Genomic DNA, 19,819 nt, shown 5'->3' with positions numbered 1-19,819 from the left:
CACTCCTACAGCTGCTGAATAACCTGACCAAGCATCTGATCCACCGATGAAATAACTTTCGAGTTCATCTCATACAGTCGCTGGCTTTCGATTAGGTTTACCAACTCTTCGGTTACGTTTACGTTAGACGTCTCAAGCGTTCCTTGTGAAATCATACCCAAGCCTTGCAGGCCAGGAATGCCTTGGATAGGTGCGCCACTTGATGCCGTTTCAACGTACAGGTTTTGACCTACCGGCTGAAGGCCCGTTGGGTTAACGAAGTCGGTAACGTTTAGCTGCCCAAGAAGCTGAGGCTCAGCTTGCCCACGAATGCTTACGCTTATTTGACCATCTTGAGAGATAGTGATTTGCTGCGCGTCAGGTGGAATTGTAACCTGAGGCTGTAATAGATAACCCGCACCCGATGTTACAATTTGGCCTTGGTCGTTCATGCTAAATTGACCGTTTCGGCTGTAAGCCAAGGTGCCATCTGGCTGTAGAATTTCAAAATAGCCGCGACCTTGAATTGACAAATCTAGCGCGTTTTCAGTAGTTAAAAGGTTGCCTTGCGTGTGTGCTTTCTGAGTTGATACTACTTTTGAACCTGAACCTAACATAAGGCCAGAGGGTAGCTCAGTATCAGCAGATGAACGCCCACCAGGCTGGTTGATGTTCTGATAAAGCAAATCTTCAAAAACAGCGCGGTCTTTTTTAAAGCCCACCGTTGAAGCGTTGGCAAGATTGTTCGATACCACAGAGACATCAGTTTGTGCAGCATCTAAACCAGTTTTACTAATCCACAGAGCTGGATGCATGTTAACCTCCAACGTTGCAATAACAGCAACGAATAAAAAATAAATTTATAAGATCCTAAGCAGCATGTTGCCGCGTGTGTCGAGTTCTTCGGCCTGCTTCATGACTTTGACTTGTAGCTCGTAATGACGCTGTAAACTAATCATGTCTACCATTTCTTCAACCGCATTAACGTTCGAGCCTTCTAACATGCCCGACATCACTTTTACGTTGGCGTTCGCTGGCGCCACTGATCCGTCTTCCATACGAAACAAGCCGTCATAGCCTCTTTCCATGTCTGCATAATTTGGACTTACAAGTTTTAAGCGGCCAACGTCTTCAATCACATTGGCAGGCGCGCCAAGCTGACGCATAGATAAAGTGCCATCTGATGCGATGGTTAAATTGTCCAGCGGAACGGGTAAAAAGATGGGTCCATTGTCGCCTAGCACCATGCGTCCGTGGACATCTGTCAAAATACCGTCATCACCAAGTTTGAAATTACCGTCTCGCGAGTAAGCCTCTTGGCCGTTTTCATCTTGAACGGCAAACCAACCGTCACCTTGAATAGCAACATCCAGATCTCGGTCGGTCTTAATCATTGGGCCAGATTCATAGTTGTTTGACGGGCTTTCAGTCATAGAGAAAACACGTGTAGGTAAGCCTTCACCGTAGGCGGGCATTGACCTAGCCTGCTCAAGCTGAGCTCGAAAGCCTGTTGTTTGCGCATTCGCTAAGTTATTGGCACGTACACCTGTACCCAATAAATCTTGAGAAGCACCGCTTGCTGCAATATAGAGAAGTTTGTCCATGACTGACTTTTGACTCTAATTAAACCTTACTAGGGATTTTGCAAGGGCAGTGCCAACGTGTGCTTTTTTAGAACAACCGAAAGAAAAAATCACCTATACAATTGATTATGTTAGATAAATAGAAGTTACAACTTACAGAAAAGGAACGTTATTGCAGTGTCTAAACAACAAAAAACGATAGTAAGCGGAATGGGAATGCCGCTTACTACCGTGGGATGAAACTATTATTAAGTAGTCGTGTTATCGAATGCTATTACTATCGAATGTTAAGGATAGTCTGATTCAACGAGTTGTTAACCTCGAGCGCTCGCGAGTTAGCCTGGAAGTTACGCTGAGCAATGATCATGTCGATTAGCTCAGTCGTTAAGTTAACGTTCGCCTGCTCTAACGCAGATGAGTTAATCTCACCGAAAGTACCTGTGGTAGCTTCACCAGCTAACGCTTCACCAGAAAGAATACTCTCTTTCCACTGCGTACTACTTTCCTGTGTTAAGCCTTGTTCGTTAGAGAAACGCACCAGTGCAACACGCACAATAGGTTCTGATGTACCGTTAGAGAATGTAGCTCGAACTAATCCATCTGGGCCAATGTCGATCCCCGTTAAACGACCTACCGGCAAACCATCTTGCTCAAGTGATGTTACTTCAAATGCAGAAGCAAACTGTGTTGGTTCGTTTGGCGTTGCGCCATTAACATCAAGGTTAAAATCGATGCTAATTTGCTGCGTTGGATCTGAACCGTTAGCCAGAATAGTGGCCCCTAGCGCCTCTGTCTGCATTTTAAAATCAAGGGTTGGCAGGCCGTCAGGTGTTTCCATGTTAATGAAATCACCACCTTGAGAGAAAATAAGCTTAGACGCAGTAACCGCATTACCTGTGTTAGCACCTACCGCGTTTACAGCTGTCGCAGGGTCTGTGTCTAAACCATTTGAATCGGTCATATCTACTAATGTGTCATCGACAGCAGTTGCAACAAACCATTCATTATTAACACCCGGTGTCCCATCTTTTATGAAGTAGTATGTCATTACATGGCTATCGCCAAGTGAGTCATACACGGTAACAGAGGTTGCCGCATTGTAAGTAAGCGGATCTTCAGGGTTGAAATCGGCAGGATCTAATGCTACGTCACCTGCAGGGAGGTTCATTCTAATATCAACTTCAGATGTCTGCTGCGGGGAACCGGATGAGTCGGGAATACGCACTGGTACTGTTGTGCTCAGTGCTACCGAAGAACTTGTACCATCACTGTTCACAGGAAACCCCATTAGGTTGTCACCGTTGCTGTTAACAACAAAGTTATCACTATCCAGTTTAAACTGGCCTGCACGTGTAAAAGAAAAGTCTCGGGACGTAATTTCGGGTATTGTAGTAAAGAAACCATTGCCTGTAATCGCTAAGTCAAGCGCTGTGTTGGTAAACTGTAGGCTACCTTGAGAAAATTGCTGTGCAACTTCCTGTGTTAGAACACCATCACCTACTTTAGTTTTACCACCAGATAACAATGATGCAGCATATACATCACCGAATTCTGCGCGTGATTCCTTAAAGCCAACCGTATTTACGTTTGCGATGTTGTTGGCGGTTACATCCAAATCTTTTTGTGCGGCTGAAACGCCACTCAGTGCAATATTAAAAGACATTATTGATTCTCCTACTAACTGCCGATTTGAATGACGTCATCAAGATTGATACTGACATCACCATCCAAATTCAAAATTACGCCTTGGCTGCTTCCAGCCAAACTTACACTTCCAACGTGGCGATTAATGGCGGTGTTTAACTGCACCCCTTCACCATTAAGCTCCGCGTTAGCATTTACTACATATTCACCTGGCGGCATGGCATTGCCGAATTTGTCTTTGCCATCCCATTCAAACTCAATATTACCGGCCGCCTGCGTGCCTGCATCAATGGTCTTAATCACCTCACCAAACTGGTTCTCGATGGTGATTGTCATGTTCTGTACTGTCTTGTCGTTAACAATAACACCCGAAATACCGTCGCCTTCAGCAGCTTGATAACCCACATTGCCCTGAACCAAAACGTTTTGCCCAATAAGACTAGACGCCTGCAGTGCTTGGTTAGACGTCATCGACGTCGCAAATGCCTCAAACTTTTCGTTCAAGTTAGAGATACCGTCTGCCATGGTAAATGAGGTCATCTGGGCAACCATCTGGTCGTTATCTACCGGCTTAGTCGGATCCTGGTTGGCAAGCTGCTCGGTCAGCATCGCAAAGAAATCTTCCTGCGTAAGTTGCTGCTCGGTGCCATCTGCAACTTTTACGGTTTCTTCTTGCCAGTAAAGGTCGTTGTTTAAACCGGTGTTATTTATCGTGTTCACTGATATTTCCTCACATTAACCAAGCGGCAGATTATTGCCCTTGACCAAGTTGCAACACTCGACGGAATATACGTTTGGTAGTGTCGGCTACCTGCACGTTAGTTTCGTATGCTTTTGATGCAGACATCATGTTTGCCATTTCTTCGACAATATTCACATTTGGCTTATAAATGTAACCATCTGCGTCAGCCATAGGGTTATTAGGCGAATACTCAACTTGAAGAGGCGCGTCACTCTCAACAATGCCTCTAACTTGGACCCCTGTGCCTTTGGACTGGTTATGCATCGCATCTTGAAGCGCTGTCGCAAATACAGGATGACGAGCTCGATAAGTTTCATCGTAACTACTGCTCACAGAGTTTGCGTTAGCAATGTTACTTGCCGTGGTATTAAGGCGAACGTTTTCCGCTTCCATACCTGTGCTTGAGATTGACATAACATTAAATAGGCCCATGATTACTGTCCTCCTGAGCTGAGCGCTTTTTTCATACCCTTGACCTTACCGTTAATAAATTCAAGGGTGGCTTGGTAACGCAAACCATTGTCTAGAAACCGATTTCTTTCTGCTTGTACTTCTACCGTATTACCATCGCCAGTATCTGGCTGTGTGGGTACGCGGTACTGCATGTCAAAATTTGCCGCTACCGACGCAGAATTGCCGCTCATATGGCGATCGTTGGTTTTAACTAAACCGCCAGCACTCCGAGAAGGAGCTCCGCCTGCGCTATCACGCATTGCCGACTGCATTGCCTTATTGAAATCGATGTCTTTTGCTTTGTATCCGGGGGTGTTGGCGTTAGCTAAATTGCCCGCAATCACTTCCATGCGCTCGGTTCTTATCTTAAGCGCAGACTCGTGGAAGCCGACCAATTTATCAAGATTTATAGCCATAATGATGACCCCTGCATAACGTAATTAATGTTCAGTTACTGCTGCCATACATAGTTTTTTATGCTGACTGGAAGTTTTCCATACAGTAAGTACAAGGATTCATAGCAAGGCAGATGCCAAAATGTTTTTTGACGGAAATTTAAAAGGGATGCAGGTGAGTCTGAAATACAAAAAAGCTTTATATTTCAGACCATTTAAGTAAATTACTTTTTTTGATAGTACAAGCCAGGGCTGCACTTAACCATGCTGTAGGAGTTACTCGCGGCACTGATAGATTCTGATGCGCCAAGGAAAAGTACACCGTGACTTTGCAGCTGTCCGGCAATTTGTTGCAGTATGCGCTGCTTTACTTCTGGCGAGAAGTAAATAAGCACATTACGGCAAAATACAATATCGAAACGTCCGAGTGCGGCATAGCTTGAAAGTAGGTTTAAGCTTCGAAAGCTCACCATTTTTCTTACTTCAGGTTTCACCTGCATAGCGCCCTCGTCGTTTTTTTGAAAAAACATTTCCCGTCGTCCAGCTGACAAGCCTCGCGCTAATGAAAGCTCATCGTAGATACCTAACTCACATTTTTTAAGCATTTCAGAAGAAAGGTCTGTTGCAACTATTTCAACGCCAGAGCGAAGTGTACCTGGACGCTGGCGCTGAAATTCAAGCACCGACATAGCAATAGAGTACGGTTCTTGACCAGACGAGCATGCTGCACTCCAAATTCGAATCTTTCTATTCTGCGACGCTAGGCTGGGTAACAGCTCTTTTACCAGTAGGTCGAACGGATAGTTGTCACGAAACCAAAGGGTTTCGTTAGTGGTCATTGCGTCAATTACATCTTGCAGAAGGTTGCGGTCAAAGCCTCTTACCACAACACTTATTAATTCATCTGCAGATTCGTATTTGTGTTTATACAGGAGTGAGGCAAGGCGACTTCGTACTAGATATTGCTTGCTGTCGCCAAGCACGATGCCGCATTGCTTTTCGAGAAATTCTCGAAATTTTAGGTAGCTTTCTGGCGATACTTCTTTATTGGCCAATCGCATTATGCTCCGTTATTCACATTCAGTCATCAACCACTTTTGAACCGCAGTTGCCAGTTCATCTGGGTGGAATTTAGCGATAAAGTCGTCAGCCCCCACTTTTTGAACCATTGCTTGGTTGAATACACCGCTTAATGACGTATGCAATACAACATGCAGTTTCTGAAGCTCAGGGGTATTTTTAATTTCTGCAGTTAAGGTATAGCCGTCCATTTCAGGCATTTCAATGTCAGAAACCAAAACACCCACACGATTCGTGACGTCACCGTACTCCTCAGCGATCTCTTTTAAACGATTCAAGGCTTCTAAACCGTTTTTAGCCAATTCCATTTCGAGCCCAAGCGCAGTAAGTGCCTTTTTAACTTGGTTGCGCGCAACAGCGCTGTCGTCGGCAATAAATATAATTTTATTCTCTTGGCCTTCTGTGGTCAGGCTATCAGCTACATCATTGCTCACTTCCGCATTAAGAGGAGATATTTCGTTAAGGATCTTCTCAACGTCCAAAATTTCAATTAGCTCGTTTTCAACTTCGGTGACTGCAGTAAGGTAACTCGCTCTACCTGTGCCTTGAGGTGGAGGCATAATAGCATCCCAGTTGGTATTGATAATGCGCTCTACCGCACCAACTAAAAACCCTTGTACCGAACGATTGTATTCGGCAATCACAATAAAAGCGTTTTTAAGATCTTCTATTTTTTTGCCTCGGGTTGCCATGCTAAGGTCGATAACCGATATTGTTTGACCACGAATGTGCGCTACGCCACGCACCAAAGGATTTAATTTAGGCATTGCGGTTAGAGGTGGGCATTGCAGTACTTCTCGTACCTTAAACACGTTTATTCCAAAACGCTGACGCCCATTGAGTCTAAACAGCAATAGCTCCAAGCGATTCTGACCAACGAGCTGTGTACGCTGGTTTACTGAATCTAAAATCCCCGACATAAGTCACCTCTAAATAATACTGGGCACGATCATTGCCTCTTATGTTAAAGATAGACAATATCACTAAATTTTTGCAGGTTAAACGACAGAAAAATGACGCTTTGTTGGTTATCGGCCAAACAGAGTGTTACTTAAGCGCGTTTGCTGCGTTGAGATTATTAAGCATAGTCAATAACTCACTAACTGAACACGAAAAATTACGATGAAACAAACAAATATTCGCCTACATTTCAATATAGCTAAATTTTGGGCTGTGTCAGCGCTGTTGTTTATTTCAGCAACCGCGACGGCATCGACTTCACAACACGCCGAAGTGGAGGAAGGAGCCAAACAATATTTACTATCGCAGCTTGATGAAGCGTCCGGCAACACCGACCTTGATGTATCAATAGTGGAAATTGATGAACGAATAAATATACCCAACTGCCCTACCGGATTTCAGTACAATGCGTCAGAAGAAGCACTGGCTCAATCATATATCTCTGTAAGAGTAAGCTGTCGAAACAACGACTGGTACTTGTTTACTAGTGGCCAGGTGACTAGGACAAAAGAAATAGTGGTGCTACAAGGTGCCGTCAGCCCTGGTACCGTGCTCACATCTTCAAATTTAACGCTTGCTAAAATTGATGTTAAGCGACTACGCCACACCGCATTTAGTGACATCGATAGTGTGGTAGGTGCCCGCATGAAGCGCAGAGCAACCAACGGACAAGCAGTACAAGCTAATATGCTATGTTTTATCTGTAAGGGCGATCGCATTACTATTACCGCTGAAGTTGCAGGAATGAGAGTAAAAACAGCAGGAATTGCCCAACAGGACGGTGTTGTAGGCGACAGTATCAAGGTTATTAACGCCAGTAGCCAGAAAGCGGTAGTAGCAAGAGTCGCCAGTTCGGAAGAAGTCGTGATACACTTGTGATTGAGGCTCTCAATACGTTCCTTTTTGTTGAGAAAAAGGCTAAAGAAAAAGGCTCTGCGGCCGATACATCTTACAGAGGCAAAAAGGTAGTGAGGAATTAATATGGCAATTAACAATATAAACAATGGGTTACCTAAAACCCCTGTTGATAATGGTAAGGTTGCTCAGCAAAATCAAACGCAGCAATCTCAGCAGCAAACGTCTGCACAAAATGCAGCGGCTGCTCCTGCAGCACCACGTCAAGATTCAGTTTCATTGACGCAATCTGCACAACAGTTAAATCAGGTTCAGAAAAAAGGCTCTGAAGCGCCAGTAAACCAAGAAAAGGTTGATCGCCTTAAAAAAGCGATTCAAAGCGGCGAGTATCGAGTAAATCCAGAGGTTTTAGCGAATAAAATAGCAAAATTGGAATCTGAGATTTTTAGTTCAAAGTAATTCACTGTTAAGGACACTGTGTGACGTCACAAACATCATCTGTTTCAGAGCTTTTAAAAAGACAGGTTGAACACCTTTCTACTCTTGCTGCAGTGCTTGAGAAAGAGCTGCAGCTTATTAGCTCACGTGAAGCAGAGCCATTGATGAAACTGCTTGATGACAAAACTCAGTTGTTAGAAGTTATACAGAAAACTGACGTTGAAATTGAAAAAGCTATTAGCGCTCAAGGCAGTATGCAAGCTGAAGACGACGCGCTGATGGAGCAAGCCAAATCACTGTTAGACGACTGCAAGTATCGCACTCAAGTTAATCAAAAAGCCGTTGAGCAAGGACAGCTACGCCTCACACATTTGCGGAATTTGATGATGGAAGTGCGAGCAAAAGAGTCGCTGACTTATGACAAAAAAGGCAAACCTAAAGGTGGAACTTTAGGTTCTGGGGTAAGCGCCTAAACGTGGTCGTGATTTAAGGCGTTCAGCGTTAAACGCCCACCTGATGGGCGTTTTTTGATTCTACGTGCTACAACCTATTAACTAAACATTACTTGTTAGTAATACTTAACTTCCCTGACCCTTCTTGGCTTTGCAGTAGTTAAATACAAATCATATACCTGCTTCATATCTAACGATAGTTCGGTAACATACGTGTCATCACCTACAGGGTAAGCTTTCACAACTTTCGCACCACGAATAACACCTTCTACTGATGCTCTTAGGGTTTCGCTTTCAACAACCAGGCTGGATAACGCCTGATCGCCCTGTAGCTTCTGACCATAAACCTGTTCAGCAAGCTCTCTGTAAGCATCAAGCTTGGACGCTTTCATCGCCATAATGCGTTTTATACTGTCGCTTTCTCCTCGCTGAGACATTATAGGCGCATAGCCTATTGCCGTGAGCGTTGGGTAAGTGTCGGGCTCGATGGTTTCATACTCGACATGTTTGTCGATTATCCCGCAGCCGGTTATTCCCAAAACGACGGCAATCGCTGCAAACCTGCACACAGAGCGCATGCGCGAAAAAATTGGTAACGACATAAGGTTACTCCTTACAAAGCACTGAGGCCTTTAACTGTTTCCTTTACAAAGAAACGGCGTTTAATTTGACTTTATAAAAGTAAGCAAGAAGTAAGCCCGTTTGTTTTAAGCCAGCTTTAGTCCAGCTCTCGTTTACTTTTTCATGGCGCTTTTCTGGCACTGTTCTGGCATAGCTTGTTAACGAAATTCAATATGACACTTGCTTTATATTTTAAAAGCCTGTGACAAAGCACAAACTAGTTACGCAGAGGTGCCCTGTGCTACATGCTAAATCTATGCTTTATATCGCTTCCATGATGAAAATGATGGCGCTAACTTGCCTACTTTTCTTAAACGGAGGGCAAAGCCATGCCGCTTGGTTCGAGGCAAAGGGGCAGGCGAAGGTTATTGATGGCAATAGAGCCCAAGCAAAACGCGTAGCGACTGAAGAAGCGCTAAAACAAGCCATGCTATTTGCTGGCGCCTCTATTCAGAGCGTGCATACGCTTACTAACGGTCTATTAGAAAACGAGGAAATGACCATTCGCTCAACAGGTGAAGTTGAACGTCTTGAACTTATCGACGAAGTGTATAGCGATGGTATGGTAACGGTAAGTGTAAGAGCCGACATCTTTCCAAAAATGAAAACCTGTAGCGCGCAAAATGATGAAAAACACTTTTCTAGCACCCATTTTCTTGTGCGTAACCGCCAACAGTTAGCGCAAGGCAGCATTACCCATTTTGACGAGGCGGTAACTCAACGTTTTGCAGAAACAATGCGCCTGAACACGCAGTCAATGAAAATGACTCACATTGCACCGCATACCGCTAAATTCAAAAACGAGTTTACTGATGAGAATGTAAGAACACTGTCGACACTTAGCAATACACAGTTCGTGGTGGTCGGCACCATTGATGATTTAAGTATTACTACAGAAGCACCTTCCGTGTTTTTGCCTTGGGCAAACGGTGAATCCATGCGTAATTTTCGTATTACGCTGAGGGTTTATGATGGCGTTAGCGGTGGACAGTTGTTTAGCAACACCTATCAAAATGAAGCACCTTGGGAATTCGATCGTTTTGAAATAGTAGATGAATTTTCTGCAATGTTCTGGCGCACGCAATATGGTAAAGCCATCGATAAAACACTTCAAACAGCAATACTCGACATCCAAGAAACGGTGGCCTGTCAGCCAGTAACAGGGCGCGTTCTAGGCGTTACTTATGACAAAGTGTCAGTATCACTTGGGCGAGATAACGGCATTGATATAAACGACGAGTTGTTCTTGTATCAAGCGAAAGAGCTGACTGACAGCCGGGGACGTAAGTACCTACAGTACAAGCTCTATCCCGGAACGTTCGTAGTAAAAACTGCTTATGCAAAATCTTCTACGCTTGTCAGTAAGGAAGAGGGAATCATTGCAAATATTCAAGAGCAGGACTTTGTTGTTAAAAAATAGTCGGGCTAGAGCGTGCTGACCTTCTCGGTACGTTTTTGCAGCAAAGTGTTTAGCATTTAGACAAGGAAGTGTACACGTAATGTAGCTATCTACATCAGTGTGCACAGACGCAGGATAAATGCTAAACAATTGCTGCCTGAAAGGTTCATCCAAGCGAGTCTCATGCTGCTTTTCTCGTTGCTAATTTGGAATAACCAAACCACGCAACTCGTTCATTGCCTGAAACTCGCTTGGAATGAACAAAAAGAGTACCGAAAGGGTCAACACGCTCTAAATACCCTCCAAAATGATAATTGGTTTTCCCTGTTTGGCGTGCTATACGTATAAAAAAGTGTTAAATGAGTATCGATTGTAATTAGACAAATCTGCTCATTTGTTTAATACGTTGAGAACTCTCTGCACCTATGACTTGGTCTAAAATTGCGTCAACTTGTTTAGCGTTACTGGCACTGCTTATTATGGCAATTGCTCAGCAAATGAGGGCTCAACTAACTATTGAGTTTCCAAAACTCGAACAGGTAGTGATTAATAATTTTGGACCACGTAACGCGCCAGACGTAAAAGCACTCCAGACCACACTTGGAACCCTTCAAAACAAATCTGTTAAAGACCAACTTGTTGGCGTAAATGCGTTTTTCGACGAACACATTCAATACGCAACCGACGACATTGTATTTAAACAAACCGATTATTGGGCAACGCCTTCTGAGTTCTTCGGTCATTCCAGAGGAGATTGTGAAGATTACGCCATTGCAAAATATGTGGCTCTGCTACACTTAGGGGTAGATAGTGCAAAACTACGCCTGATATATGTAAAAGCAAGAATTGGTCGAAGTCGCGTAACGCAAGCACATATGGTGTTGGGGTATTATGAAACCCCATCGTCAGACCCCTTAGTGCTAGACAGCTTAGTGTCTAATGTTTTACCGGGTTCAGAACGAACCGACTTAGTGCCTGTGTTTAGTTTTAATGATTCTGGCATTTGGCAGCCTGGACAAGCAAGCCAGGTTTCTTCTTCTACAAGCCGTTTATCGCGCTGGCGTGATGTTATCGAACGCATGAAGTTAGAAGGAATAAGCAGAGGGTCATAAGCGTTTATGTCGATAATTAAAGAATTGTGGTTAGCTATAGTTGTGACCATCCTGCTAGCTATCGCTGGTAGTGTCACAATCCACGGCGTTACTACGAAAAAATACGTTGAAGAACAGCTTTACGCCAAAAATCTTGATAATGCCAGTATGCTGGCGCTTACCTTAAGTGGCCTAGAAAAAGACCCGGTTTCTCTCGACCTTTTCATTATGTCTCAGTTTGATATTGGCCATTATGCCTCTATATCACTGCGGACTTCTGAGGGCGAAGTAGTTTCTGAACACAATGTTGAAGTGAAACTCGACGAAGATACACCAAAATGGTTTGCAAAATACTTTGGCCCCGAAGTGGCACCAGGGGTTGCACAAGTCAGCGAGGGTTGGGGTCAGTATGGTACGGTTTACGTAGAATCTGACACAAGCTTTTCAATTGCGTCAATGTGGCAGGCAACATACCGCTTAATACTTGGTCTTTCCGTGGTAGGCCTTTTCGCAGGCATTGTTGGCGGTTGGTTAATGAAACTCATACTAAAACCGCTAGACGGCGTTGTACACCAAGCCCAATCCTTTCAAAAAATGAAATTTATCAAACTTGCTGAGCCGCGCACCCTTGAACTTAAACGCGTAGTTAAAGCCATGAATTTCCTCGCTAATCAATCGCGCAAAATAATGGAAGAAGAAAACGCGCGACTTGACATCATGCGATACAAGACGCAATTCGATGACGAGACCGATTTGGCTAATCGCGAATATTTTATATCCATTCTAAAAGGTCAAATTGCCTTTCGCGACACCCAAGGTATTAATTGTTTGTTTATCATTCGCTTTACTGAAGACGAAGGTTTCCTTCGTACACCTTATCCCGAAAGGCGTGCACGCTTAACCCAGTTTGTAGAAGCAATTAACGACACATTAGATTTGTACCATCACCACTTCAGTGATAGCAGAGTGGCGCGTATGCAGAAAAACGAATTTGCCATGTTACTTACTGAAACCCATGATGTGTGTACTGTCACAATGGCTCTGCACGAGGCATGCAAAAACGTTTTTTGTAATGAAAACGACCCTCGAGTTTATCAGGCCGTCGTAAAACTGCGCCCAGATGACAGCTTCTCCAGCGCACTTATGCGTACTGATGAAATGTTGGATGAAGCTCAAGAACAAGACACACAAATCCCGAACATTGAAGAAGTGTTACTCAATACAACAGAGGAAGACGAAGCTCAAAAATGGCAGATGATGCTGAGTGATGCTATTGAGAATTGCGATGTAGAAACCTTTAACTACCCTGTTTTAAACGTAAATCGCGACTTGGTGCATTACCAAAGCTGGGCCGGCGTTACGCTTGATGGCGAACTTCGTCAAAGCGGTTACTACACGCATTGGGCCCGTTATTTGGGCTTATTGCCCAAGCTTGAACTCACCACAATTAATTATTTAATCGACTACATAAACAATAAGAACACGAACGCCAAATATGCGTTCCTATGTTCTGAACAGTTTATGCTAGACTCAGAGTCCATTGCACAACTTTATTACCTTATAGGCCACAACGAAAAAGCAGCTAACCAGCTGTGTATTGAAGTGCGAGAGTCTACCGCAACGCGTTTCCCAGAAGAATTTGAACAGCTCTGTACAACACTGAAAGCCAAACATGTTGAGGTAGGCCTAAAACGCGTTGGAGAATCGTTCTCGCAATTATTAAACGTGCAAGAGTTGGGGCTTGATTATGTGAAGATAGATTCGGCCTTTATGTCAGACATTGACTTTAACCCCGCGAACCACGCATTTATAAGGGGTTTCTGCACACTCGCGCATACTTTTGGTATTAGAGTGTATGCTGACGGTGTGAAAAAGGCTGACAATAAGGAACTGTTTACAGAATTGGGGATTGATGGCGTGGTATCACATATGGAAGTTATAGAGCACCTTTTAGATGACTAAACTCACCCACTCTTAGCAGTAAATTAATGCGGTCTTTGGCATCAAATTTTTGTAATAGGGTGCCAACATGCTCTTTCACGGTTCGTTCACTAATACCGTAGTCTCTCGCAATTTCTTTATTGCTGCGTCCCTCTAAAATACCGCTTAACACATCACGCTCTCGCTTGGTTAAATGGCTGAGTTGAGACAGCGCTACACTTGTATTAAGTTGATTCGCAATGTTGCGCGTTGTAGGAGCCAAAAGCTCATTGGGTATCCACATGCCACCTGCATCCAACACCCTTGAGACCGAGTCAAACATTGATATGGCGCTCAACGCATGACAATATGCACGCGCCCCAAGAACCAATGCAGTTTGCATTTCTTGGCGTTCTAGTTCGTAGGTTAGCAGCACGATATTGTTAGTATGGCGCTTGGCGTCTAACACATTGCGCTTCCATTCTTGATTGTTAGATAACAACCACAGTGTTTCACCTTTGGGGATGTGCGCAACGGACTCTAACGCATTAGGAAAATAATCCAGTAAAACGCCTTGTTGGTCGGTGTTCAAAATATAGTTAGCCATTTAACGCTCCCGTAATGCTGAAGATGTCACGTTAAACAATGGGGACAGTATGTAGTTAAGTACCGTCTTTTTACCGGTTAAGATATCTACCTGAACAATCATTCCTGGAATAATATCTAGCTCAGCATTTCCAATATGTTCTTTAGTTTCAAGACGAACCAAATAATAGGTTTCGTCTTTTTCGTTTGTAATGGCGTCTGCGCTAATATGTTTCACTTCAGCTGACATGCCCCCATAAATAGTATAGTCGTACGCACTAAACTTAAGTATTGCAGACTGCCCTTCTCTGATAAAAGCAATGTCTTTGGGTGACACCTTAGCCTCAACGATAAGCTGGTCGTCTTGCGGTACCAGTTCAACAACCGCGCTACCAGGAGTGATAACGCCTCCAACAGTATTAAACAGCATCCGCTGGACGGTGCCGTTGATAGGCGACTTTAATTCGGCCTGCGACACCACATCTTCCAAACTGGTTTGCGACTGTTGAAGTGTTGCCATTTCACCGGTTGCTTCGGTTAACTCTTGGCTCCATCGATTAATCAGGCGAAGCCGGCTTTCCTCTTTTTTAATGACTTCTTCTTCAATGGCATTTAAACCACGGGCTATAGCTACCTTCGACTTTTTGATATTAGCTTTTAGCTCTACAATTTGGCGTTCTAAACGCAATACTTCTATTTCTGATACCGCCCCCGAGGCCAGTAATGGTTTAGTAACCGCTAACTCTTTTTCAGACAATGTCAGTACATCTTCATACTGAGACAAACTAGCTCTTTCCTCTTCAACATCTTGCCTGCGCTGCATAATACGAGTGTCAGAACCAGCAGCGACCTCGTCTAGCTCGGCTAAATTTGAGTTATACAGCTTGCGCTCGTTTTCCACAATTACAGGGGCTTGTGACAACAGCTTCTGACCAAAACGAAGCTGTGTTCCTTGCGTTAATGCAGACAGACGCTGAACTTTTGCTGCAAGTGCAGCAAACTGAGTGGTGTTCTCTTCTAAAGATGATATATAGCGCGTAGGGTCGACACGTAATAATACCTGACCTTTCGAGACTCTTTCGCCCTCTCTTACTAGTATGTCTTGCACGATACCACCATCGTAAGACTGCAGTACCTGCAGCTGCTGAGACGGAATAACTTTGCCATCGCCTTTTGCAACTTCGTCGATTTGCGCAAAGTACGCCCATACCACCAATATAAAAATAACCAGCACAACACTGTATAAAAGCCCTTTCGCCTTAACAGGTGTTTGCATTATTCGCTGCCATTCGGCTTCAAGTACCCAGTCTTGCCCAGAGGTAGGCGCAAGCCAGCCCCGAGTTAAGCGAGACAATATTCCTGAATCTGTGCTTTCAGACATGACTACACGCCCCTCTTTTTCACATTTTCAGTACTTTTAAACTGCGTTAAAACCGCTTCTTTTGGTCCATCGGCAATAACCTTGCCGTTTTCAATAACAATCACCCTGGACACTAAATCAAGCAACGTGGTTCTATGGGTGTTTATAATTAACGTTTTACCCTCTATGGCTTTCGCTATTGTCTTTTTAATTAGCGCTTCAGAATTGGTATCCATTGACGAGGTTGGTTCGTCCATAATGAAGATAGACGGTGAATTAACAATTGCACGTGCAATAGCAACTGCTTGACGTTGACCTCCTGAAAACATGCAGCCGCGCTCGCCCACATTTTGCTGCAGACCATAGGCACTTTTATTCACAATATTGGCAAGCCCACAGCTTTGAATAACCTGCCATAGTTTTTCGTCATCTACATTTGTACCTTCGCACAATATATTTTCTTTAAGCGTACCGTAGAACAAGCTTACATCTTGAGGTACGTAGCCAATGCTTTTCCTAACTACAGACGGGTCGTATTGCTGCAAATCAACGCCATCAAGCAATATCTGTCCAGATTCAGGCTTATAAAATGACATAATGAGTTTGTTTAATGTGGACTTACCGCAGCCGTTTTTACCGAGAATTGCAACGTGCTCACCCGCATTTATTTTTACGTTGAGATCTTTGAGCGCCATTACATTTTCATCGGGATATTTAAAGCACACATTGTTAGCTTCAATATTGCCGTTAACGTTTACTTTACTCTGACGCTTCTTGCCATTACACATTTCGCTGGGAAGCTGCATTATTTCATCAAGGGTGTTTTTGGCTGTTTCAGCATGATGGTATTGCGCAAGTAAACCTGCCGCTTGTGAGATAGGGCCCATTGCTCGACTAGACAGCAAATAAGCTGCAATAAGACCTCCTTGCGTAATATGACCGTCAATAATCAGATAAACACCTGTGAGTATGATGACAACACCCACTGTTTGTTGAATGTAAAGTGCGGCATTATTAACAGACATTGAAACCAAGCGAAGCTTAGCGTTCACCTTAGCTAAAAACACTGTGTGCTTTTCCCAGTCGCTTTGCCTTTTACTTTGAAACCCGAATGCTTTTATATCTTCAAGCGACACTACGCTTTCTGTAATAAGTGAACTTTTCCTAGAGCTAATCTCCATTGATTCGTCAGACAGAGTACGCAGAACTCTTTGTGCTTTAAGCGCGTACAGCAAAAGCACACCAGCGCCTATCAACATCGGAATAATTAAATAAAAATCAATCATGGCGATGATGACAATAAAAATTATCCCGAACGGTAAATCGACTAGAGCCACTAACGTCACTGAACCAAAAAACTGTCTGATACTTTCAAAGGAGTGAAGGCTGTTGATAAAGGCTCCGCTTTTCGCGGGCTTACTGGCTAAGTTTATAGCAAGCACCTTTTCCATAATTTTAGACGATAAGGTGACATCAAGCCTGCTTGCAGCAAGCTCTACAAAGTATTGACGCAGCATGCGCAACGACATGTCTGCCGCTAGAATGACGAGGACGCCAATAGCCAATGCCCATAATGTTTCAAGCGCAGCATTAGGCACAACGCGGTCGTACACGTTCATCACAAAAAGCGGTAATGCTATCGACAATAAACTAATAAACACCGAGGCAAGAATAACGTCTTTGTACAAGCCTTTAGCGAGCTTCACCGATGACCATAGCCAGTGACCCACAGAAGACTTATCAACGTGTAACGATGTTCCACTAGGCGTCATTTCAGGGCGCGCAAAAATAACATACCCAGTAAATTGCTCAGCAATTTGTTCATAAGGTACGTCAACCACTGCCTCGCCTAGCTCGGGATAACTCACACTTGCGCACTCATCGTTAAAACAATGAAGTACACAAGCGTTATTGTCTTTTAACAGCAAAATTGCCGGCAACAATGCGGTGTTAATTTTGTCTAAATCACGTTTTACCGTTCGGCTTGTAAAGCCTGCGCGCTTTGCGGCACGTTCAAACCCACTCGGCGACAACATACCTTTGTCAAGTGGAAGCCCACTAAGCAAACTCACTCGAGATACATTATGCTGGTAATGCTGACAGAGTGTCATAAGACAATCCATTAGCATTCCCCCTTGCATGTCTAAGTACGATATTTCATCGACCTTGTCATCCGTCATAAAGGTCCTTACTACTTACTGCGATGGTGGTAATTGAATAATAGACGCTTCTATTCGTCTGTTACGCTTGTTTGCTGACTCTGACTCTTCGTCTATCAAAGGGCGTGTTTCACCGTATCCCACAGCGGTAATTCGGCGAGGCTCGATATCCGTGATAGACATGAGCATTGACGCTACTGCATTTGCGCGACGTTCAGATAGTCGCTGGTTATAAGATGCATCTCCGTCTAAAGACGCATGGCCATGAATGATTACGCCAGTATTTTCGTCTTGCTCTAGTGCGGCAATAACATCATTCAACGACGCAGCATACTCGTCGCGTATTTTGCTAGAGTTAGAAGCGAATTCAATGTTCACTTTAATGGTATTGATAATGTTGGCATTATCGATTGTGAACTCGGAAGCTTTGGGCTCAACTTTCGCGGCTTCGCAGCCAAAATCATCTACCGCCGCACCAGGTGTAGAGTCGTTACAGTCGTCCCATAAATCAACAATGCCATCGCGGTCAGAATCGCGCTTGAGTATGTTGGCGTCATCTTCGAAATGCGTACGTTGTGCAGGACAAACGTAGTTAGGATCGAATGTGACTTTTTCTTCTGCAAGATCTAAGACCTCAGGTACATCACTACGCTTAACACCTAGCGTTTGCGCTAGGTTACCTGACGCTGCGAGTAAACGTACGCGAGCTTTTTCTAGTGTGAATTGTGCCTCGCGATAAGCACGGCTTGATTCGTAATATTCATTTTCAGAATCAAGTAAATCCAGTAATGAACGTTCCCCAATGGTGAACTGATCCATATAAGCTGTTCTTACGCGATCTGAAGATAGTCGGTGCGCATTAAGTGAGGGCAACTGATCAGAAATATTGATAATATCATTGTACGCAATCTGCACGGTTTGACGCATGTCGATACACGCTTTGTCGCGCAGGTCTTTGGCAAGGTCTACTTGAGATAGCGCTTGACGAATGGCCGCAGCATCTGAGCCACCATTGTACAAATTATAAGAAAAGTTAATACCAACCGAGGCTTCAGTAATTGTGTTGTTTAGCGCTGCTTGATCTCGTGTATTTGCACCATAGCTTGCTGTTAAATCAACGCGCGGATGATACAAGCTCTTCGCGCTCTGTACCCCATATCGCTGCGCATCTATGTTGTAAATAGCAGCGTTGAACTGCGGGTTAGTAACATAAGCATTATTAAGCAACGTTTTAATATCAGTAACATTTACATCAAGATAGGCAGAAGACACATTAACAGGCGCAAGCTCTGGTGCTGGCTTTTCACCTACAATGCGTAAAAATCGCGCTGTAACATCATGTAAATTCGATAGCTCAGTCAGGACATTAGATTCAGCAAGTGACAAACGACCGCTTATTTGTTCTAGGTCCGCACGGCGTCCTACCCCCGCTTGCACGCTTTCTTCAATTTGTTTGAACACATCAACATGCGTTATCAAATTCTCTTCAGCAAGGCGCAGTTGTTCTCGGAAAAGTTGTACGTCTAGATACGCTTGCGAGGTTTCTAATGCTTTTTGTTCAATTTCGTTGAACAATTCAAACAAGCGCACGACCTGTGCTTGCTTAAAGCGTTTTACTTCGCTACTTGTTAGAAAGCCGTCATACAACATTTGCGTAAGCGCGATTTCAGCTGTGTGACCAGCGAATTCTTGTTCAAGCCCGAAATTACGATCGGTATATGAACTACTTGCTAAGGCATCTATTTGTGGCCTAAAGCCTCCGCGTGCAATGTCAACGTCTGACATCGCCACTTGTAGTTGTCTGTAACTAGCCTGCACCTCGGGATTTGTTGTAACCACTTTACGCACGTAATCTTCCAACGTAGGCGCATTCGTACTGTCTGCAATTGTTTGGGCTAGACTGTTGCAGCTAACACAGACTGTAAAAAGTGCCGCGGCAGTTTTTAACGTATTCATTGACCATATCCTCGCAAACAAATTACCAAGGCTTGTCCTGTTACGCATATGTAAAGACAAATTTTCTTTTGTACTTAAACAGTAGTCGGTTAAAAAAAAACCGCAAACGAACTCAGTACTTAACGACTAAAGTTTAAGTGAAATTAG

The 19,819-nt window shown here is 43.9% G+C and carries 19 protein-coding genes; 6 read left to right on the top strand and 13 right to left on the bottom strand.

Annotation, left to right across the window (positions count from 1 at the left end):
* Nucleotides 1–5: 5 nt before the first annotated feature.
* From flgG to V7R35_RS01060, 8 genes are all read right to left on the bottom strand, one after another.
* Complete coding sequence (gene flgG / locus V7R35_RS01095) at nucleotides 6–794, bottom strand: flagellar basal-body rod protein FlgG (protein WP_334012737.1); 789 nt, start codon at nucleotides 792–794, stop codon at nucleotides 6–8.
* A 45-nt stretch (nucleotides 795–839) separates the two neighbouring features.
* Nucleotides 840–1,583, bottom strand: a complete 744-nt coding sequence (gene flgF / locus V7R35_RS01090; RefSeq protein WP_334012735.1) for a flagellar basal-body rod protein FlgF — start codon at nucleotides 1,581–1,583, stop codon at nucleotides 840–842.
* A gap of 256 nt (nucleotides 1,584–1,839) precedes the next feature.
* Nucleotides 1,840–3,225 carry a flagellar hook protein FlgE gene (flgE, locus tag V7R35_RS01085; protein ID WP_334012733.1) on the bottom strand — a complete coding sequence of 462 codons (1,386 nt, stop codon included), beginning with the start codon at nucleotides 3,223–3,225 and terminating at the stop codon, nucleotides 1,840–1,842.
* Between the two features lie 14 nt (nucleotides 3,226–3,239).
* On the bottom strand, nucleotides 3,240–3,926 hold the full coding sequence (locus V7R35_RS01080) for a flagellar hook assembly protein FlgD (protein ID WP_334012732.1): 687 nt from the start codon (nucleotides 3,924–3,926) through the stop codon (nucleotides 3,240–3,242).
* 31 nt (nucleotides 3,927–3,957) lie between these two features.
* Nucleotides 3,958–4,380 carry a flagellar basal body rod protein FlgC gene (flgC, locus tag V7R35_RS01075; RefSeq protein ID WP_334012731.1) on the bottom strand — a complete coding sequence of 141 codons (423 nt, stop codon included), beginning with the start codon at nucleotides 4,378–4,380 and terminating at the stop codon, nucleotides 3,958–3,960.
* A gap of 2 nt (nucleotides 4,381–4,382) precedes the next feature.
* Nucleotides 4,383–4,817, bottom strand: a complete 435-nt coding sequence (flgB, locus tag V7R35_RS01070) for a flagellar basal body rod protein FlgB (protein WP_334012729.1) — start codon at nucleotides 4,815–4,817, stop codon at nucleotides 4,383–4,385.
* A gap of 203 nt (nucleotides 4,818–5,020) precedes the next feature.
* Complete coding sequence (locus tag V7R35_RS01065; protein WP_334013251.1) at nucleotides 5,021–5,851, bottom strand: CheR family methyltransferase; 831 nt, start codon at nucleotides 5,849–5,851, stop codon at nucleotides 5,021–5,023.
* Between the two features lie 15 nt (nucleotides 5,852–5,866).
* Nucleotides 5,867–6,796: a chemotaxis protein CheV gene (locus tag V7R35_RS01060; RefSeq protein WP_334012728.1), complete on the bottom strand. Its 930-nt coding sequence runs from the start codon at nucleotides 6,794–6,796 to the stop codon at nucleotides 5,867–5,869.
* A 202-nt stretch (nucleotides 6,797–6,998) separates the two neighbouring features.
* Between V7R35_RS01060 and flgA the strand changes: the two genes are divergently transcribed.
* The 3 genes from flgA to flgN all read left to right on the top strand — a co-directional run bounded on the left by flgA (nucleotide 6,999) and on the right by flgN (nucleotide 8,602).
* Nucleotides 6,999–7,715, top strand: a complete 717-nt coding sequence (gene flgA, locus V7R35_RS01055) for a flagellar basal body P-ring formation chaperone FlgA (RefSeq protein WP_334012727.1) — start codon at nucleotides 6,999–7,001, stop codon at nucleotides 7,713–7,715.
* Between the two features lie 102 nt (nucleotides 7,716–7,817).
* A complete protein-coding gene (gene flgM, locus V7R35_RS01050) occupies nucleotides 7,818–8,150 on the top strand; it encodes a flagellar biosynthesis anti-sigma factor FlgM (protein ID WP_334012726.1) in 333 nt (110 codons plus the stop codon).
* Nucleotides 8,151–8,170: 20 nt separating this feature from the next.
* Nucleotides 8,171–8,602 (top strand): flagellar export chaperone FlgN, encoded by a 432-nt coding sequence (flgN, locus tag V7R35_RS01045; RefSeq protein WP_334012725.1) that lies wholly within the window; start codon nucleotides 8,171–8,173, stop codon nucleotides 8,600–8,602.
* 95 nt (nucleotides 8,603–8,697) lie between these two features.
* Here flgN and V7R35_RS01040 read toward each other — a convergent pair whose 3' ends face one another.
* Nucleotides 8,698–9,159, bottom strand: coding sequence for an LPP20 family lipoprotein (locus V7R35_RS01040; RefSeq protein WP_334013250.1), 462 nt, complete (start codon nucleotides 9,157–9,159; stop codon nucleotides 8,698–8,700).
* A 281-nt stretch (nucleotides 9,160–9,440) separates the two neighbouring features.
* Here V7R35_RS01040 and V7R35_RS01035 point away from each other — a divergent pair, with 281 nt between their 5' ends.
* From V7R35_RS01035 to V7R35_RS01025, 3 genes are all read left to right on the top strand, one after another.
* The gene (locus V7R35_RS01035) at nucleotides 9,441–10,622 is read left to right on the top strand and encodes a flagellar assembly protein T N-terminal domain-containing protein (RefSeq protein ID WP_334012724.1); all 1,182 of its coding nucleotides are present in this window, start codon (nucleotides 9,441–9,443) and stop codon (nucleotides 10,620–10,622) included.
* A gap of 404 nt (nucleotides 10,623–11,026) precedes the next feature.
* Entirely contained in the window at nucleotides 11,027–11,713 is a 687-nt protein-coding gene (locus V7R35_RS01030; protein ID WP_334012723.1) for a transglutaminase-like cysteine peptidase, read from the top strand.
* A 6-nt stretch (nucleotides 11,714–11,719) separates the two neighbouring features.
* Nucleotides 11,720–13,654 carry a bifunctional diguanylate cyclase/phosphodiesterase gene (locus tag V7R35_RS01025; RefSeq protein ID WP_334012722.1) on the top strand — a complete coding sequence of 645 codons (1,935 nt, stop codon included), beginning with the start codon at nucleotides 11,720–11,722 and terminating at the stop codon, nucleotides 13,652–13,654.
* Here the strand turns inward: V7R35_RS01025 and V7R35_RS01020 are convergent.
* From V7R35_RS01020 to V7R35_RS01005, 4 genes are read right to left on the bottom strand one after another with little or no spacing between them, the layout of a single operon-like run.
* A complete protein-coding gene (locus V7R35_RS01020; RefSeq protein WP_334012721.1) occupies nucleotides 13,629–14,219 on the bottom strand; it encodes a response regulator transcription factor in 591 nt (196 codons plus the stop codon). The two genes, V7R35_RS01025 and V7R35_RS01020, sit on opposite strands and share 26 nt — an antisense overlap.
* Nucleotides 14,220–15,578 carry an HlyD family type I secretion periplasmic adaptor subunit gene (locus V7R35_RS01015; protein ID WP_334012720.1) on the bottom strand — a complete coding sequence of 453 codons (1,359 nt, stop codon included), beginning with the start codon at nucleotides 15,576–15,578 and terminating at the stop codon, nucleotides 14,220–14,222.
* A 2-nt stretch (nucleotides 15,579–15,580) separates the two neighbouring features.
* Complete coding sequence (locus V7R35_RS01010) at nucleotides 15,581–17,737, bottom strand: type I secretion system permease/ATPase (protein WP_334012718.1); 2,157 nt, start codon at nucleotides 17,735–17,737, stop codon at nucleotides 15,581–15,583.
* Between the two features lie 15 nt (nucleotides 17,738–17,752).
* Nucleotides 17,753–19,672, bottom strand: a complete 1,920-nt coding sequence (locus V7R35_RS01005) for a TolC family outer membrane protein (RefSeq protein WP_334012717.1) — start codon at nucleotides 19,670–19,672, stop codon at nucleotides 17,753–17,755.
* Nucleotides 19,673–19,819 lie beyond the last annotated feature (147 nt).

The organism is Alteromonas sp. S167, from assembly GCF_036864375.1.
In the GTDB taxonomy this organism is placed as follows: domain Bacteria; phylum Pseudomonadota; class Gammaproteobacteria; order Enterobacterales; family Alteromonadaceae; genus Alteromonas.
The sequence above is the reverse complement of the archived record's forward strand: the minus strand, read 5'-3'. Positions and strand labels throughout refer to the sequence as shown.

Bases quoted from the DNA above. Each gene is read 5' to 3' on its own strand.
- flgG (WP_334012737.1), bottom strand. From the start codon at position 794: ATGCATCCAGCTCTGTGGATTAGTAAAACTGGTTTAGATGCTGCACAA.
- flgF (WP_334012735.1), bottom strand. From the start codon at position 1,583: ATGGACAAACTTCTCTATATTGCAGCAAGCGGTGCTTCTCAAGATTTA.
- flgE (WP_334012733.1), bottom strand. From the start codon at position 3,225: ATGTCTTTTAATATTGCACTGAGTGGCGTTTCAGCCGCACAAAAAGAT.
- flgC (WP_334012731.1), bottom strand. From the start codon at position 4,380: ATGGGCCTATTTAATGTTATGTCAATCTCAAGCACAGGTATGGAAGCG.
- flgB (WP_334012729.1), bottom strand. From the start codon at position 4,817: ATGGCTATAAATCTTGATAAATTGGTCGGCTTCCACGAGTCTGCGCTT.
- V7R35_RS01060 (WP_334012728.1), bottom strand. From the start codon at position 6,796: ATGTCGGGGATTTTAGATTCAGTAAACCAGCGTACACAGCTCGTTGGT.
- flgA (WP_334012727.1), top strand. From the start codon at position 6,999: ATGAAACAAACAAATATTCGCCTACATTTCAATATAGCTAAATTTTGG.
- flgM (WP_334012726.1), top strand. From the start codon at position 7,818: ATGGCAATTAACAATATAAACAATGGGTTACCTAAAACCCCTGTTGAT.
- V7R35_RS01040 (WP_334013250.1), bottom strand. From the start codon at position 9,159: ATGCGCTCTGTGTGCAGGTTTGCAGCGATTGCCGTCGTTTTGGGAATA.
- V7R35_RS01030 (WP_334012723.1), top strand. From the start codon at position 11,027: ATGACTTGGTCTAAAATTGCGTCAACTTGTTTAGCGTTACTGGCACTG.
- V7R35_RS01025 (WP_334012722.1), top strand. From the start codon at position 11,720: ATGTCGATAATTAAAGAATTGTGGTTAGCTATAGTTGTGACCATCCTG.
- V7R35_RS01020 (WP_334012721.1), bottom strand. From the start codon at position 14,219: ATGGCTAACTATATTTTGAACACCGACCAACAAGGCGTTTTACTGGAT.
- V7R35_RS01015 (WP_334012720.1), bottom strand. From the start codon at position 15,578: ATGTCTGAAAGCACAGATTCAGGAATATTGTCTCGCTTAACTCGGGGC.
- V7R35_RS01010 (WP_334012718.1), bottom strand. From the start codon at position 17,737: ATGACGGATGACAAGGTCGATGAAATATCGTACTTAGACATGCAAGGG.
- V7R35_RS01005 (WP_334012717.1), bottom strand. From the start codon at position 19,672: ATGAATACGTTAAAAACTGCCGCGGCACTTTTTACAGTCTGTGTTAGC.